Genomic DNA, 15,444 nt, shown 5'->3' on the forward strand with positions numbered 1-15,444 from the left:
GTTAAGCCCGCCCATGACGCAACAGGTCGTGACCCGTTTCGCCCCCTCGCCCACCGGCTTCCTGCATATCGGCGGGGCGCGCACGGCGCTGTTCAACTGGCTCTATGCGCGCGGTCGCGGCGGCCGCTTTCTCTTGCGCATAGAGGATACCGACCGAGCCCGCTCCACCCCCGAGGCGACACAGGCGATCCTCGACGGGCTCTCGTGGCTGGGGCTCGACCATGACGGCGAGGCCGTGAGCCAGGCGGCCCGTGCCGAGCGCCACGCCGAGGTCGCGCATCAGCTTCTGGCCGCAGGCCGCGCCTATCGCTGCTACGCCACGCAGGAAGAGATCGAGGCGTTCCGCGAGGCTGCCCGCGCCGAGGGCCGATCGACCCTCTATCAAAGCCCGTGGCGCGACGCCGATCCGGCCACCCACCCCAAAGGCGCACCCCATGTCATCCGCATCAAGGCCCCGCGCGAGGGCACCACGGTGATCGCCGACGTGGTGCAGGGCGACGTGACGATCCGCAACGATCAGCTCGACGACATGGTTCTGTTGCGCAGCGACGGCTCGCCGGTCTACATGCTCGCCGTCGCGGTGGACGATCACGACATGGGCGTGACCCACGTGATCCGGGGCGACGACCACCTCAACAACGCCGCGCGCCAGATGCTGATCTACCAGGCGATGGGCTGGCCGCTACCCACCTACGCCCATATCCCGCTGATCCACGGCCCCGACGGCAAGAAGCTCTCGAAGCGCCACGGCGCGCTCGGGGTCGCGGAATACCGGGACATGGGCTATCCGGCGGCGGGGATGCGCAATTACCTCGCCCGTCTCGGCTGGAGCCACGGCGATGACGAATTCTTTACAGACGCGCAGGCGCGGGAGTGGTTCGACATCACCGGGATCGGCAAGGCCCCCGCGCGGCTCGACTTCAAGAAGCTGGAGAATCTCTGTGGTCAGCACATCGCGGCGACGGCGGATGCTGCACTGCTGCATGAATTGCAGGAATTCCTTGCCGTGACCGGTGCGCCCCCGCTGTCTGATGCAAAGTTGGCGCTCATGGAACAGGGTATGTACTGCCTCAAGGATCGTGCCAAAACATTTCCCGAACTTCTTGAAAAGGCTGCATTTATCACAACCAACCGCCCCATCGTCCCGGAAGAGAAGGCGGCAGCGCAACTCGATGATGTATCCCGTCGTATACTGATAGAATTGACGCCGCAGTTGCAAAATGCTACGTGGTCCCGCGACAGTCTCGAGACCGTGGCGAATGGCATAGCCGAGGCTCACGGGATGAAATTCGGCAAGCTGGCGGGGCCGCTCCGGGCCGCGCTGGCCGGGCGCACGGCGACGCCGAGCGTGTTCGACATGATGCTGGTCCTCGGGCGAACGGAAACGATCGCCCGGCTGACCGACGCCGCTTGCGACGAGGGGTAATCCTCTGGCAAGGAGAATAAGTATACCCAGTCCGACGCGCAGGGCGCGCCGGACTCCGAGAGGGAGGACCCCAGAATGTCAGACGAGAAAAGAACCGCAAAGCTGGAGATCGAAGGCAAAACCTACGAGTTGCCGATCTTTTCGCCAACGGCCGGGCCTGACGTGGTGGATATCCGCAAGCTCTATGGCACGGCAGGCGTCTTCACCTATGATCCCGGGTTCACCTCGACGGCAAGCTGCGACAGCACCATCACCTTCATCGACGGCGACAAGGGCGAATTGCTGCACCGCGGCTACCCGATCGACCAACTGGCCGAGAAGTCGCATTTTTTGGAGGTCTGCTACCTGCTGCTCTACGGCGAGTTGCCCTCGCCCGCGGAACTCGAGGATTTCGAGAGCCGCGTGACCGGGCACACCATGCTGCACGAGCAGATGGTGTATTTCTTCCGCGGCTTCCGCCGCGACGCGCACCCGATGGCGATCATGGTGGGCGTCGTGGGCGCGATGTCGGCCTTCTACCATGACAGCACGGATATCCGCGACCCGTGGCAGCGCGAAGTGGCCTCGATCCGCATGATCGCCAAGATGCCGACCATCGCGGCCTGGGCCTACAAGTACTCCATCGGGCAGCCCTTCGAATATCCGCGCAACGATCTCGACTATGCGTCGAACTTCCTGCGCATGTGCTTTTCGGTCCCGGCCGAGGATTACGAGGTCAACCCGATCCTCAGCCGCGCGATGGATCGCATCTTCACCCTGCACGCCGATCACGAGCAAAACGCATCCACCTCGACGGTGCGGCTGGCCTCGTCGTCGGGGGCCAACCCGTTCGCCTGCATCGCCGCCGGCATCGCCTGCCTGTGGGGGCCCGCGCATGGCGGCGCCAACCAGGCGTGCCTGGAAATGCTGCAGGAGATCGGCACGCCCGACCGCATCCCCGAATTCATCGCCCGCGCCAAGGACAAGGACGACCCGTTCCGCCTGATGGGGTTCGGCCACCGCGTCTACAAGAATTTCGATCCGCGCGCCAAGGTGATGAAGCAATCCGCCGACGAGGTGCTGGAGCTTTTGGGCATAGATAACAACCCGACGCTGCAGGTCGCCAAGGAGCTGGAGAAACAGGCGCTTGCGGACCCGTATTTCACCGAGAAGAAGCTGTTCCCGAACGTGGATTTCTATTCGGGCATCATCCTCGAGGCGATGGGCTTCCCAACCTCGATGTTCACGCCCATTTTCGCGGTGTCACGCACCATCGGCTGGATTTCCCAGTGGAAAGAGATGATCAGCGACCCGCAGATGAAGATTGGCCGCCCGCGCCAGCTCTATCAGGGTGCGACGCTGCGCGACTATGTGGATATCGAAAAGCGTTAAGGATTGCAGTTCGCGCCATGCGATTTGATGGAAAAGGCCCGCCAATGGCGGGCCTTTCTTGTTCGGGGATGGTGTCAGGATTGGCCTGTTTCAGCCTTTGGCCTGACGGTTGAGAAGCCGCGCGATGCTAGTCCCGCCGTCCGCCCCAGACTAGGAACGCCCCGTCACCTCAGCGCCCTTCGAACCGCGCGCTGCGCTTTTCAAGAAAGGCCAGCACGCCCTCCTGGAAATCGCGGCTCTGGCCGCAAGCGCCTTGCAGCCTCGCCTCAAGGTCCAGTTGAGCCTCGAGCGTATTGTCCCACGACCCCCGGATCGCCTCTTTCACCGCGCGGTAGGCCTGCGTCGGCCCGGCGGCAAGCTTTGCCGCACGGGCCTGCCAATGCGCCTCGAACCCCTCGTCGCTCACGCATTCCCAGATCATGCCCCAGTCGCTCGCCTGCCTTGCGCTGATCGGTTCGGCAAATAGTGCGGCCCCCATCGCCTTGGCGAGCCCCATCTGGCGCGGCAATGCCCATGTTCCGCCGGCATCGGGCATCAGTCCGATGCGGGTGAATGCCTGCAGGAAATAGGCGCTCTCGGCAGCGATGACCACGTCCGCCGCCAGCGCGAGGTTGGCCCCGGCCCCCGCCGCGGGACCGCCCACCGCACTGATCGTCGGCACCGGGCAATCGGTGATCGCGCGCAGCATCGGTACGTATTCCTCGCGCAGCACCCGTTCGAGATCGAGCGTGGCGGCATTGCCGCCATCGCTGAGATCCTGCCCCGAACAGAACGCGCGGCCATTGCCGGTCAGCACCACCACCCGCGCCTCGCGGCCCGCGTTGGTGACGGCATCGGTGATCTCGGCGCGCATCCGGGTGTTGAGTGCGTTCATGCGCTCGGGCCGGTCGAGGCACAGCGTGGCCACGTCGTCAGAGATGTCGAGCGTTATGGTCTCGTAATGCTTCATGGCGTCGCGCCTCCTGCGTGCTGTCACGCCATCAAAGCGCAGGCAGCCGGCAAGGCCAAGGGGGACGGCGCGTCAATCGTCGAGGATTTCACGCAACCGCGCTTCTTCCTGCGCGCTGAGCCGGGCCGTCCCGGGCTCTGTGGCCACCGAGCGGCGCCGCAAGTAGAGCCCCCCCATCACCAGCCCCGCGCCCAGCATCAGCGGCCCGGCAAGCCAGAGCAGGAGGTTCGCGCCGCCAACCGTGGGTTTGAGCAGAACGTACTCGCCATAACGGTCGACGATGTAATCCACCGCCTCCTCGTTGGTGTCGCCCGCCACCAGCCGCTCGCGCACTAGCAGGCGCAGGTCGCGCGCCAGTTCGGCGTTGGAATCGTCGATGCTCTCGTTGCGGCACACGAGACAGCGCAGCCCAGCAGAAATGTCGCGCGCACGCGCCTCGAGCGCCGGGTCGTCGAGGATTTCGTCGGGCTGCACCGCGAATACGGGCGCGGCGATCATGCACAGGACAAGGATCAGCCGTTTCATTCCGCGGGCACCCCCTGCGGCACCTTGCGCGCCCCGGCGGCCACGCGGAAACGCCGGTCGCTCAGAGAGATGAAACCGCCCAGCGCCATCAGGATCGCGCCGCCCCAGATCCAGTTCGCCAGCGGCTTGTAATAGCTGCGCACCGCCCAGCCGCCGCCATCCTGCGGGTCGCCGATGGCCACGTAGATGTCACGAAGGAAGCCATTGTCGAGCGCGGCCTCGGTGGTGGGCATCTGCGCCACGGGATAAACCCGCTTCTCGGGCCGCATGGTGCCTATCTCGCGGCCATCCCGACCCAGCGTCAGCGTGGCGACGGTCGCGATATAGTTCGGCCCCTGCTCGCGATGCACCTCATCGAGGCGCAGCGTATAGCCCGACAGCTCCAGCGTGTCGCCCTCCTGCATCACGCGGATATCCTCGGCCTCCCACGCCATCATCGCGGAAATGCCCGCGATGGTCACACCGAACCCGGCATGCGCCACCGACTTGCCCCAGTCGGCACGCGGCAGACGGGTCAGGCGGGCGAGCCGCCCGCGCCCGCGCCCGGTGCGCGACCACAGGTCCACCGCCGCGCCCGAGACGAGCCACGCCGCCAGCAACATCCCCACCGGCCCCAGCGCCGAGCGCCCGCTCTGCATCGCCCAGGCCAGCGCACCCACCGCTACCGCCAGCACAAAGGCCGGGGCCAGCGCGCGCAGCACGCGCCCTACCTTGGCGCGTTTCCACGACAGCATCGCCCCCACCGGCAGCACGAGCCCGAGCGCCACCATGAACGGCGTGAAGGCCGCATTGAAGAACGGCGCCCCCACCGACAGCTTGCGGTCGAACGCCATTTCCGCGACCAGCGGCCACAGCGTGCCGAAGAACACCACGAACGCCGCGACCGCGAGCAGGATATTGTTCAGCACAAGCGCGGATTCGCGGCTTACCACGCCGAACACGCCCTTGGCCTGCATCGCCCCCGCCCGCGCGGCAAAGAGCGTAAGCGCCCCCAGCATGAACACCGCGAGGATGGCCAGCAGGAACACCCCGCGCTCGGGATCGGTGGCGAAAGCGTGCACGCTCGTCAGAACCCCCGAGCGGGTGATGAACGCCCCCACCATCGAGAACCCGAAGGCGATGATCGCCAGCAGGATCGTCCAGCTCTTGAGCGCCTCGCGCTTCTCCACCACGATGGCGGAATGCAAGAGCGCGGCAGCAACGAGCCACGGCATGAAGCTCGCGTTCTCGACCGGGTCCCAGAACCAGAACCCGCCCCAGCCCAACTCGTAATAGGCCCACCACGACCCCAGCCCGATACCGATGGTGAGAAACACCCATGCCGCCAGCGTCCAGGGCCGCACCCAGCGGCCCCATGCGGCATCCACGCGCCCCTCGATCAATGCCGCCACGGCAAAGGAAAAGGTCATCGAGAGCCCGACATAGCCCAGGTATAGGAACGGCGGATGGAACGCGAGGCCGGGATCCTGCAACAACGGGTTGAGGTCCTGCCCGTTGAAGGGCGGCACGGCCATGCGCAAAAACGGGTTGGAGGTAAACAGCACGAAGGCGAGGAACGCCACCCCGATCAGCGCCTGAACGCTCAGCACCCGCGCCTTGAGCGTCGGCGGCAGGTTGTCGCCGAACCACGCCACCGCCGCGCCGAACAGGGCCACGATCATCACCCACAGCAGCATCGAGCCCTCGTGATTGCCCCAGACGCCGGTGATCTTGTAGAGCAGCGGCTTGTCGGTATGGCTGTTGAGCACCACGAGCCGCACCGAGAAATCCGAGGTGACAAAGGCATAGGTCAGCGCGGCGAAAGACGCCGCGATCAACAGGAACTGCGCAGTGGCGGCCGGCTCGGCCACCGCCATCCATCCGGGCCATCGCCGATGCGCGCCAATGAGCGGGATCGCGGCCTGAAGACAGGCCACGAAAAGGGCGAGGATGAGGGAGAAGTGGCCAAGTTCGATAATCATGATTGTGAGTATAGGGGCTGCGCGCCCACCATCCAATCGCAATCGGCGTAAATCCCGGATCACATTGTCGCGGCACCCCTCAGCGCCCGGCGCGCCAGTCCGTCAGCGCGGCGTTTTCCTCCGGCGCGACGGCGCCCAGCATGGCGCGCGCATCCGGGCCGGGATCGGCGGCACCGGGGCTATCATGGCGCAGGCGGCGCAGGCCCTCGATCGTGGCGAGCACCTGCGGCGCGCGCGCGAGGCTCGCCGCCAGCCCGCGCTGGAACTCCTGCCCCTTGGCCTGGTGGCGGGCCCCGAAATAGAAGCTCACGATCGCGCCCAGGAGCCACCACAGCGGCTCGGGTACCAGCGCCAGCCCCGCCATCCGCTCGCCAAACCACAGCGGATCGACCATCGCCGCCACCATCAGGCCCAGCGTGCCGAGCGCCATCGCCGGGCGCGGAAGGCGGTTGAGCGCGTCGATGACCCGGTCGAACAGGCCCCGGCCCTCCGGTCGGAACTCTGCCGCCATCTGGTCGAGCGCCGCGCGCTGCATCGCGGCCGCGCGGGCATCGGCGGCCTCGGCATTGACACGAAACACCTCGGCCGTTTCGCGCACGACGTTGCCGCCACCGCCAAACAGCACCCGCAGGATATCGCCTACCATTCCGCCACCCTCCTCTGAAACCCGGCGTCGCTCAGGTGATAGCGCGGCGAGATGAACTCCTCGGCGCGCCGTATCCAGCCGCCCTTGCCACCGGACCGCGCGCGCGCGAACTTGCGCAGGGCCGGGCGGGCATCGGCGAGGCGGAAATAGTAATTGCGGCGCGCGATCCCGTAGGCGTCGGCGATGTGGCCGGGGGCGGCGCGTGCGGCGGCTTCTGCGGCGGCCACGGTCCGCGGGCCGATCACCCCGTCCACCGCCACCGCCTGCCCCATCTCGCGCAACAGCCGCTGAAGGATACGCACGGCATTCGCCCCGGCGTTCACCTGCATGTCGAACACGCCGGCGCGCAACGCCTGTGGCAGCCGCGCGATACCGGGGCGGTGGTAATAGTGCTCGATGAAGAGATCGACCGCCTGCGCGCGTGTCACCCGCCGCACGTCGGCCTCGTCCACATCGCCATCGCCGTCGAGATCGAGCCCCAGACGCCGCAGCGTGTGGATCGTCACACCGAAACTGGTGGCCCCGCCCGGATCGTCCGGGTCGTTGACGAAGCCGCCCTCGCGGGCGACGATCTCTTCAGCTATCCGCTCGACACTTCGCATCCGCCTGTCCGTCCCGCCCTGTGAAACACGGGCGAGAGGATCGTGGCAGACAGGTTAACGCGCGCCTGACGCAGCGCGCGCCGACGTCTCAGCCGATCATGGCTTCTTCTTGGTTAAAATACTCGAAAGCCGACGCCGACAGCCCTAGCTTCCGCCCGGTTCCTGGTAGACACCCTGCTCCTTGAGCGCGTCCACGACCTCCTTGGGCATGTAATCCTCGTCGTGCTTTGCGAGGATTTCGGACGCTTCAAAGACGCCATCGCGCAACGAGCCGGTGCCGACCATGCCCTGGTTCTCGGCAAAGAGATCGGGCAGGATGCCGGTAAACGTGACCGGCACCGACGCGCCGCCATCGGTGACGGTAAAGCGCACGGTCTCACCCTCGCCGCGCCGGATGCTCCCCTCCTCGACCAGCCCGCCGATGCGAAACACCTCCGTCGGCGCGGGCGGCTCGGCGACGACCTGGCTGGGCGAGCGGAAGAAATTGATGCCGTCGCGCATCCCGTAGCCGATAAGCGCGGTGGCCGCGATCAGCGCCAGCGCGGCGATGGCCACGACCTGGACACGGCGTTTCTTCTTGAGGGTTTTCATGGGCTCCACCCTTCGTCAGGGAAAGACCGGGGCCAGCATCAGCCCTGCGGTCTCGGGCAGAGATAACATCAGGTTGGCGTTTTGCAATGCCTGCCCGCTGCTACCTTTTGTCAGGTTATCGAGCGCCGCGATGACGATGACGCGGCCCGGGCGCCGGTCGGCCACCACCCCGACATGACAGAAATTGCTGCCCCGGACGTGGCGCGTGCTGGGGGCCTCGCCAAGGGGGAGCACCTCGATGAACGGCTCGGAGCGGTAGGCGGCGGCGAGCGCCTCGTGGATCGCGCCCGCCTCGCCCCGCACGTAGCCCGTGGCGAGGATGCCGCGATTGGCCGGCACGAGATGCGGCGTGAACTGAACCTGCACGGGCCGCCCGGCGATCCGGGAAAATTCCTGGTCGAACTCGCCCAGGTGCCGGTGCGTGCCTCCCACCGCATAGGCGTGATAGCCCTCGGAAAGCTCGGCATGGAGCAGGTTTTCCTTGAGGCTGCGCCCCGCCCCCGACACCCCGCATTTCAGATCGAGGATGATCTCGTCGAGATCAATGACCCCCGCCGCGATCAGCGGGCACAGCATGTATTGCCCCGTCGCCGCGTTGCACCCCGTCCCGGCCACCAGCCGCGCGGCGGAAATCTCATCGCGGTAGAACTCGGTCAGCCCATAGACCGCCTCTTTCTGCAACTCCGGCGCGGCATGGGGGTTGCCATACCATTTCTCGTAATCCGCCGGGTCCCGTAGCCGAAAATCCGCCGACAGGTCCACGATGCGCAGATCGCGTGGCAGCCCCGCGATCACCTCTTGGCTGGTCTTGTGCGGCAGCGCGCAAAAGCACAGGTCGATGCCGGAGAAATCAATGGCGTCGATGGTCACGAGGTCGGGCAGGTCGAGATGGCGCAGGTGGGGAAACACAGCGCCCATCGCCTGCCCCGCCTTGGAATTGGCGGCAAGCGCCGCGATCTCGAGCGCGGGATGGGTGGCGATGAGCCGGACAAGCTCGGCCCCGGTATAGCCGGAAGCGCCGAGGATGGCGATCTTATGGGTCATGTCGGTGTCCTCGCAGAGGATGGTCAGTCAGGGATCAGGCGGGCTGGAACGCGATCTCTCGTCGCAGGAACTGCGTCGCGCGGCTCGAGACTCGCTTGGGATCGCCGGTGGTAAGAAATACCCCCTCTTCCCCCTGTCCCAGCTTGTCGGGGTGGCGCCCGAGGTAATCGGCGAGGCTCGCCGCCACGAGGCTCGGTTGCGAATAGACCGACACCTCGGGGCCCAGTGCATCGCGGAATACCTCCTCGACCAGCGGGTAATGCGTGCAGCCCAGAACCGCCGCCTGCGGGTGCGGCATCTTGCGCTTGAGCGCGTCCACATGGGACCGCACCAGCGCCTCCGCAAGGATCATGTCGCCTTCCTCGATGGCATCCACCACCCCGCCGCAGGCCTGCGCCTCGACATCCACGCCGATGGCACGAAAGGCCAGCTCGCGCTGGAACGCACGGCTCGCCACAGTGGCGGGCGTGGCGAATAGCGCCACGTTGCTTACCGCCACCTCGCGGGGCGGGGAATTGTCGCCCCATTGCCGTTCGGTCAGCGCCTCGATCAGCGGCACGAAAACGCCCAGCACTCGCTTGCCCTGCGGCACCCACGCCTCCTGCATCCGCCGAAGGGCGGCCGCGGACGCGGTGTTGCACGCCAGTATCACAAGGTCACAGCCCGCATCGAACAGCCGCGCCACGCCGGACGTGGTCAGGTCATAAATGTCGTCGGCATCGCGCACCCCGTAGGGCGTGTGCGCGTTGTCGCCCAGATAGACCAGTGGTACATCGGGCAGGCGCTTGTGCACCGCGTCCCAGACCGTCAGGCCGCCCAGCCCGCTGTCGAAAATTCCAACCGCCATGAACCCGCCTCGAAAGAGATCAGTCGAACTCGAACCCGATCTCGGAGGCCTCGACCGGGTCCGGCGACAACTCATACGTCCTTTGGCGCAGGAACGCCATCAGCGATTTGGTGTCACCCGCGAACCGGTCGAGCTCGGGGCGCGGGATCGGATTGCCGACCACCACCCGCACCGGGCTGTCCACGCGCGCCCTGAATTCCTTGATCAACAGCCCCATCCGCAGCGTGTAATGCATGTGGCTCGCCAACTGGAACAGGCGGCTCGTATGGCCGTCGAAATAAACCGGCACCACCGTGGCCGCGCTCTTGGCGATCATCCGCGCGGTAAAGCCGCGCCAGCCCGGATCGAGCGGGCGCGAGAACGGCTTGGCCGAAGTGCTCACCGTGCCACCGGGAAAGATGCCGATGGCCCCGCCCTGCCCGAGATACGAGAGCGCGTTCTTGCGCGTTGCAAGGTTGAGCGCCACGGCCTCCTTGGTTTCCTCGAAACTGATTGGCAGAATCACGCGATCGAGGTCCTCGGCCTTGCGAAACACCTTGTGAGCAAGGATGCGGAAATCGCCCCGCGTGCGGCTCAGGATATGCCCCATCATCAGCCCGTCGAGAATACCGTAGGGGTGATTGGCGATCAGGATCAACGGCCCCTCGCGCGGGATTAGATCGAGGCTGCCGCCGATGATGTCGAGGCTGAGCCCATAGCGCTCGACGATCACCTCCCAGAAATCGCGGCCCTGCAAGACCTCGCGCTCGTAGCCTGCCGCCCGCTTTATCAGCCCGATGCGGCCCGTCAGGTTCTCCATCGTGCGGATCATCGCGCGCCCGCCCTTGGTCTGGGCCGAGTAGGCATAGCTGATGTCGCGGGCGATATGGCGGTCTGGGCGCATAGGCTGTCCTGGTCTGAGTCGCGCGTGGGCTACGTTTACGCGACGCTAATGACCAGATCACATGACCGTTTCATGACGCTCACTCCGCCGCCCGCGCCAGGTCGCCGCCCCCCGCGCGGATTGCGGCCAGCAGTTCCTCGCGCCGCTTTTCGGCCTTGGCGGCGTTGGCCTCCTTCACCGGGCCGAAACCGCGGATGGAAAGCGGAAGCTCCGCCAGCGCGATGATCGCGTCGCGGGTGGCCGCATCGAGCTTGGGCAGCACCTCCGCCATGTCGGCCTCGTATTGACGGATGAGCGCGCGCTCCATTTTCCGCTCAGCACTGCGCCCGAACGGATCGAAGGGCGTACCGCGCAGCACCTTGAACGGTGCCAGCACGCGGAAGGCGCGCAGCATCCACGGTCCGAACTCACGCTTCTTGGGGCGACCGTCGGGGCCGGTTTGCGACAGGATTGGCGGGGCGAGGTGGAATTTCATCGTGAAATCACCGCCGAACTCGGCCCGCGCCTTTTCCGCCGTTTCCAGATGCAGCCGCGCGACCTCGTACTCGTCCTTGTAGGCCAGCAACTTGTGATAGCCGGTGGCCACCGCATCGCGCACGCCCTCATCCGCGATGCCGTCCACCAGCTTGCGGTAACGTTTCGCCAGCCGCTTGCCCTGATAAGCGGTCAGGTGGTCGGCGCGATAAGCGATCTTCTCCTCTAGTGTCCTCGGCTTCGACACCACCGAGGGTGTCACCAGCCGCGCCGCCTCGTCGGGTGCGTGCGCCGCCCAGCGGCCCACCTCGAAGGCGCGCAAGTTGGCATCGACCGCCGCGCCGTTCAGGCGGATCGCCTCGGCGATGGCCTCGTGGCTTAGCGGGATCAGCCCGCGCTGCCACGCCGCGCCAAACACCATCATGTTGGAATAGATCGAGTCGCCCATCACGGCCTTGGCCAGTTCCGTGGCATCGAAGAGCTGCACATCCTCGCGTAGCCGCGCCTCAAGCGCCAGTTGCAGCCGGTCAGCGGGCAGGCGGAACTCGGGCTGCCGGGTGAAATCGCCGGTGATGATCTCGTGGCTGTTGACCACTGCCCCCGTGCGTCCGGGCCGCGTCAGCCCCAGCGTCTTGGCCCCCGCGGACACCACCAGATCGCCGCCGATCAGGGTATGCGCCTCGCCCGTTGCGACGCGGATAGCGCTGATATCGCCCGGTTTCTCGGCGATGCGGCAATGGATATGCACCGCGCCGCCCTTCTGCGCTAGGCCGGCCATCTCCATCATGCCCGCGCCCTTGCCGTCGATCTGCGCCGCCTGCGCGAGGATCGCGCCGACGGTGACGACCCCGGTGCCACCCACCCCGGTGATCACCACGTTATGCGTGCCGTCGATCTCGGGCAGCGCGGGCGCGGGCATCTCGGGCAGGCTCAGATCGGCGGTGCTGTCCTTGCGCGGCTTGGCCCCTTCCAGCGTGACGAAGGACGGGCAGAACCCCTTGAGGCAGGAAAAATCCTTGTTGCAGCTTGATTGGTCGATCGCCCGCTTGCGGCCCAGCTCCGTCTCGACGGGCACGATGGCCACGCAGTTCGACTGCACGCCGCAATCGCCGCACCCCTCGCACACGTCGGTATTGATGAACACGCGGCGGTCGGGGTCGGGGAACTTGCCGCGCTTGCGGCGGCGCCGCTTCTCGGCGGCGCAGGTCTGGATGTAGAGGATGACACTGACCCCCTCGACCTTTGCCAGCCGCTCCTGCACGGCCATCAGATCGGATCGTTCCGCGAATTCGATGCCTTGCGGGAAGGACTTGGGATCAACATCCTCCTTCTCGTCATAAACGACCGCCAGATGCTTCACCCCCATCGCGCGCAGCTCTGCCGCGATCTGCGGCGCATCCAGCCCGCCATCGTTGCCCTGCCCGCCGGTCATCGCCACCGCGTCGTTGTAGAGGATCTTGTAGGTCATCGTCGTACCCGCAGCGAGCGCCGCGCGGATGGCCTGCACCCCGGAATGGTTATAGGTGCCGTCCCCGAGGTTCTGAAACACATGCTCCCGCGTGGAAAACGGCGCCTCCCCGATCCAGTTGGCCCCCTCGCCACCCATATGGGTGAACCCGGTGGTCTCGCGGTCCATCCACTGCACCATGTAGTGACAGCCGATCCCGGCATAGGCGCGGGCCCCCTCGGGCAGCCGGGTCGAGGAATTGTGCGGGCACCCGGCGCAGAAATACGGCAGCCGCGTCGCGATCTCCTCGGCATTGTCGCCGGCGCGCGCCTCCGAGAGCGACGCAAGCCCCGCCTTGATCCGGTCGGTGCCGCGCCCCTCCTCGATCAGGATGTCGCCCAGTTTCTCGGCGATCCAGATCGGATCAAGCGCGCCGCGCGTCGGGAATAGCTCTTCGCGGTGCATGCCGCCCGCGCCGCCCTTGTACCAGCCATAGACGCGCCGCCCGCGACGATCGTCGAAAATCGCCTCCTTGATCTGCACCTCGATCAGCTTGCGCTTTTCCTCGACCACCACGATCAGGTCGAGCCCCTCGGCCCAGTCATGAAACCCCTGCATGTCCAGCGGAAAGACCTGCCCGACCTTGTAGGTGGTGATCCCCAGCCGCTCGCACTCGGCCTCGTCGATGCCCAGCAACTCCAGCGCATGCACCAGATCGAGCCAGTTCTTGCCCGCCGCGACAAAGCCGATCTTGGCACCCGGCTTGCCCCACATGCGCTTGTCCATACCGTTGGCATGGCTGAACGCCTCTGCGGCAAAGCGCTTGAAGTCGATCATCCGCGTTTCCTGCGCATGCGGCGTGTCGATCAGCCGGATGTTCAGCCCGCCCTCGGGCATTGGAAACTCCGGCGTCACGATCTGCACCCGGTCGGGACGGCCATCGACCACCGCCGTCGCCTCGATCGTATCCTTCATCGTCTTGAGGCCGACCCAGACCCCGGCAAACCGGCTCAGCGCATAGCCGTAGATGCCGTAATCGATAATCTCCTGCACGCCCGCGGGGCTGACCACCGGCATGTAGGCATCCACGAGCGCCCATTCGCTCTGGTGCAGCACGGTCGAGGATTCGCCGGTATGGTCGTCGCCCATCGCCATCAGCACGCCGCCCTTGGGCGCGGTGCCTGCCATGTTGGCGTGGCGCATCACGTCGCCCGAGCGGTCCACGCCGGGGCCCTTGCCGTACCACAGGCCAAACACCCCGTCATACTTCCCCTCGCCGCGCAACTCTGCCTGCTGCGTGCCCCACAGCGCGGTGGCCGCGAGATCCTCGTTGAGCCCCGCCTGAAAGCGGATGTCAGATTCGCGCAGCAGTTTTTCGGCGCGCACCATCTGCATGTCCACCGCGCCCAGCGGCGAGCCGCGATAGCCCGTGACATACCCGGCAGTATTCAACCCCGCCGCCCGGTCGCGTGCCTTCTGCATCAGCATCAGCCGCACCAACGCCTGCGTGCCATTGAGAAGAACCGGCGATTTCTCCAGATCGAAGCGATCGTCGAGCGAAACCTTCTGCATCGTCATGTCGCGCCTCCCTTCCTGAGAGCTAGGTCTCAATATAGGGTAATAATAGGTCATAATTTGTGACCTATAAAGCGGATTTTCATAAAAAGACCGTGCTCTTGCTATCGCCGTAACGGGATTTTCTGCTATTACGTCACGAGTGCTGATACTTTTCGGATTAGAGCGCAATGGACTGGGATAAACTCAGAATCTTTCACGCGGTGGCGGATGCCGGAAGCCTGACCCATGCTGGCGACCTGCTGCACCTGTCCCAATCGGCGGTCTCCCGCCAAATCCGCGCGCTCGAGGATTCGCTCAGCGCGACGCTGTTTCACCGTCACGCGCGCGGCCTGATTCTCACCGAGCAGGGCGAACTGCTGTTCGACGCCACCCGCGCGATGATGAAGCGGCTCGAAGCGGCGACCGCACGCATCCGCGACAGCGAAGAAGAGGTGTTTGGCGAGTTGCGCGTGACCACCACCACCGGCTTCGGCACGCTCTGGCTCGCGCCGCGGCTGCCCAAGCTCTACGAGAAGTATCCCGATCTCAAGATCGACCTGATGCTGGAGGAGCGGGTGCTCGACCTGCCGATGCGCGAGGCCGATATCGCCATCCGCATGAAGGAACCGAGCCAGGCCGACCTGATCCGCAAGCGGCTGATGACGGTTCACATGTGCCTGTTTGCCACGGAAAGCTACGTGGAAAAACGCGGCATGCCGGAAAATCAAGAGGCGCTGGCCGGCCACCGGCTGATCTGCCAGAACCCGCGCTCCGCGCAGGTTGGGGCCGCAGCGACGCTGGTCAGCGAGCTGATGACCAACGACATCTCTTCGCTGCTCACGGTCAACAACTATTTTGGTGTGCTTCAGGGCGTGCTCCACGATCTCGGCATCGGCGTGCTGCCAGATTACCTCAGCCACGATTTCCCGCAGCTCGTTCGTGTCCTGCCGGAATTTACCTCGACGGCCGTGCCGGTATTTCTCGCCTACCCGGAAGAATTGCGGCAATCCAAGCGTGTATCCGCCTTCCGCGATTTCGTGCAGCAGGAGATCGTCGCCTATCGCCGCAGCCTGCGCGAGTGACCCCCACGCCTGACCGCGCGGACCAGCCCCAAATCCGCG

13 protein-coding genes are annotated in these 15,444 nt (G+C 65.9%); 3 read left to right on the top strand and 10 right to left on the bottom strand.

The window, feature by feature from the left end; translation table 11 throughout:
• Nucleotides 1–13 precede the first annotated feature (13 nt).
• Both gltX and gltA read left to right on the top strand, forming a co-directional pair.
• Nucleotides 14–1,426 (top strand): glutamate--tRNA ligase, encoded by a 1,413-nt coding sequence (gene gltX, locus AC13D8_RS18555; protein ID WP_482970072.1) that lies wholly within the window; start codon nucleotides 14–16, stop codon nucleotides 1,424–1,426.
• Between the two features lie 75 nt (nucleotides 1,427–1,501).
• Nucleotides 1,502–2,797, top strand: a complete 1,296-nt coding sequence (gene gltA / locus AC13D8_RS18560; RefSeq protein WP_104019402.1) for a citrate synthase — start codon at nucleotides 1,502–1,504, stop codon at nucleotides 2,795–2,797.
• Between the two features lie 169 nt (nucleotides 2,798–2,966).
• On the opposite strand, the gene AC13D8_RS18565 is transcribed toward gltA, so the two are convergent.
• From AC13D8_RS18565 to AC13D8_RS18610, 10 genes are all read right to left on the bottom strand, one after another.
• A complete protein-coding gene (locus AC13D8_RS18565; RefSeq protein ID WP_482970073.1) occupies nucleotides 2,967–3,746 on the bottom strand; it encodes an enoyl-CoA hydratase-related protein in 780 nt (259 codons plus the stop codon).
• Nucleotides 3,747–3,818: 72 nt separating this feature from the next.
• Nucleotides 3,819–4,271 carry a cytochrome c-type biogenesis protein gene (locus AC13D8_RS18570; RefSeq protein ID WP_129431959.1) on the bottom strand — a complete coding sequence of 151 codons (453 nt, stop codon included), beginning with the start codon at nucleotides 4,269–4,271 and terminating at the stop codon, nucleotides 3,819–3,821.
• Nucleotides 4,268–6,232: a heme lyase CcmF/NrfE family subunit gene (locus tag AC13D8_RS18575; RefSeq protein ID WP_482970074.1), complete on the bottom strand. Its 1,965-nt coding sequence runs from the start codon at nucleotides 6,230–6,232 to the stop codon at nucleotides 4,268–4,270. Before AC13D8_RS18575 ends, AC13D8_RS18570 begins: the two co-directional genes overlap by 4 nt.
• 79 nt (nucleotides 6,233–6,311) lie before the next feature.
• Nucleotides 6,312–6,878 carry a holin family protein gene (locus tag AC13D8_RS18580; RefSeq protein WP_482970075.1) on the bottom strand — a complete coding sequence of 189 codons (567 nt, stop codon included), beginning with the start codon at nucleotides 6,876–6,878 and terminating at the stop codon, nucleotides 6,312–6,314.
• The gene (locus tag AC13D8_RS18585; RefSeq protein WP_482970076.1) at nucleotides 6,872–7,480 is read right to left on the bottom strand and encodes a holin-associated N-acetylmuramidase; all 609 of its coding nucleotides are present in this window, start codon (nucleotides 7,478–7,480) and stop codon (nucleotides 6,872–6,874) included. The genes AC13D8_RS18580 and AC13D8_RS18585 overlap by 7 nt, the downstream gene beginning before the upstream one ends.
• 144 nt (nucleotides 7,481–7,624) lie before the next feature.
• A complete protein-coding gene (ccmE, locus tag AC13D8_RS18590) occupies nucleotides 7,625–8,071 on the bottom strand; it encodes a cytochrome c maturation protein CcmE (protein ID WP_129431955.1) in 447 nt (148 codons plus the stop codon).
• A gap of 15 nt (nucleotides 8,072–8,086) precedes the next feature.
• Entirely contained in the window at nucleotides 8,087–9,115 is a 1,029-nt protein-coding gene (gene argC, locus AC13D8_RS18595; protein ID WP_482970077.1) for an N-acetyl-gamma-glutamyl-phosphate reductase, read from the bottom strand.
• A gap of 34 nt (nucleotides 9,116–9,149) precedes the next feature.
• Complete coding sequence (locus AC13D8_RS18600; protein ID WP_129431953.1) at nucleotides 9,150–9,962, bottom strand: glutamate racemase; 813 nt, start codon at nucleotides 9,960–9,962, stop codon at nucleotides 9,150–9,152.
• A gap of 19 nt (nucleotides 9,963–9,981) precedes the next feature.
• Nucleotides 9,982–10,845, bottom strand: a complete 864-nt coding sequence (locus tag AC13D8_RS18605) for a lysophospholipid acyltransferase family protein (RefSeq protein ID WP_482970078.1) — start codon at nucleotides 10,843–10,845, stop codon at nucleotides 9,982–9,984.
• Nucleotides 10,846–10,924: 79 nt separating this feature from the next.
• Nucleotides 10,925–14,344 carry an indolepyruvate ferredoxin oxidoreductase family protein gene (locus AC13D8_RS18610; RefSeq protein ID WP_482970079.1) on the bottom strand — a complete coding sequence of 1,140 codons (3,420 nt, stop codon included), beginning with the start codon at nucleotides 14,342–14,344 and terminating at the stop codon, nucleotides 10,925–10,927.
• Nucleotides 14,345–14,511: 167 nt separating this feature from the next.
• Here AC13D8_RS18610 and AC13D8_RS18615 point away from each other — a divergent pair, with 167 nt between their 5' ends.
• Complete coding sequence (locus AC13D8_RS18615; RefSeq protein ID WP_129431950.1) at nucleotides 14,512–15,405, top strand: LysR family transcriptional regulator; 894 nt, start codon at nucleotides 14,512–14,514, stop codon at nucleotides 15,403–15,405.
• Nucleotides 15,406–15,444: the final 39 nt, after the last annotated feature.

The organism is Roseovarius sp. B-10 (genome assembly GCF_056859295.1).

Coding starts and splice junctions, on each gene's coding strand:
- AC13D8_RS18605 (WP_482970078.1), bottom strand. CDS start 10,845: ATGCGCCCAGACCGCCATATCGCCCGCGACATCAGCTATGCCTACTCG.
- ccmE (WP_129431955.1), bottom strand. CDS start 8,071: ATGAAAACCCTCAAGAAGAAACGCCGTGTCCAGGTCGTGGCCATCGCC.
- AC13D8_RS18580 (WP_482970075.1), bottom strand. CDS start 6,878: ATGGTAGGCGATATCCTGCGGGTGCTGTTTGGCGGTGGCGGCAACGTC.
- argC (WP_482970077.1), bottom strand. CDS start 9,115: ATGACCCATAAGATCGCCATCCTCGGCGCTTCCGGCTATACCGGGGCC.
- gltA (WP_104019402.1), top strand. CDS start 1,502: ATGTCAGACGAGAAAAGAACCGCAAAGCTGGAGATCGAAGGCAAAACC.
- AC13D8_RS18615 (WP_129431950.1), top strand. CDS start 14,512: ATGGACTGGGATAAACTCAGAATCTTTCACGCGGTGGCGGATGCCGGA.
- AC13D8_RS18585 (WP_482970076.1), bottom strand. CDS start 7,480: ATGCGAAGTGTCGAGCGGATAGCTGAAGAGATCGTCGCCCGCGAGGGC.
- AC13D8_RS18565 (WP_482970073.1), bottom strand. CDS start 3,746: ATGAAGCATTACGAGACCATAACGCTCGACATCTCTGACGACGTGGCC.
- AC13D8_RS18600 (WP_129431953.1), bottom strand. CDS start 9,962: ATGGCGGTTGGAATTTTCGACAGCGGGCTGGGCGGCCTGACGGTCTGG.
- AC13D8_RS18570 (WP_129431959.1), bottom strand. CDS start 4,271: ATGAAACGGCTGATCCTTGTCCTGTGCATGATCGCCGCGCCCGTATTC.
- gltX (WP_482970072.1), top strand. CDS start 14: ATGACGCAACAGGTCGTGACCCGTTTCGCCCCCTCGCCCACCGGCTTC.
- AC13D8_RS18575 (WP_482970074.1), bottom strand. CDS start 6,232: ATGATTATCGAACTTGGCCACTTCTCCCTCATCCTCGCCCTTTTCGTG.
- AC13D8_RS18610 (WP_482970079.1), bottom strand. CDS start 14,344: ATGACGATGCAGAAGGTTTCGCTCGACGATCGCTTCGATCTGGAGAAA.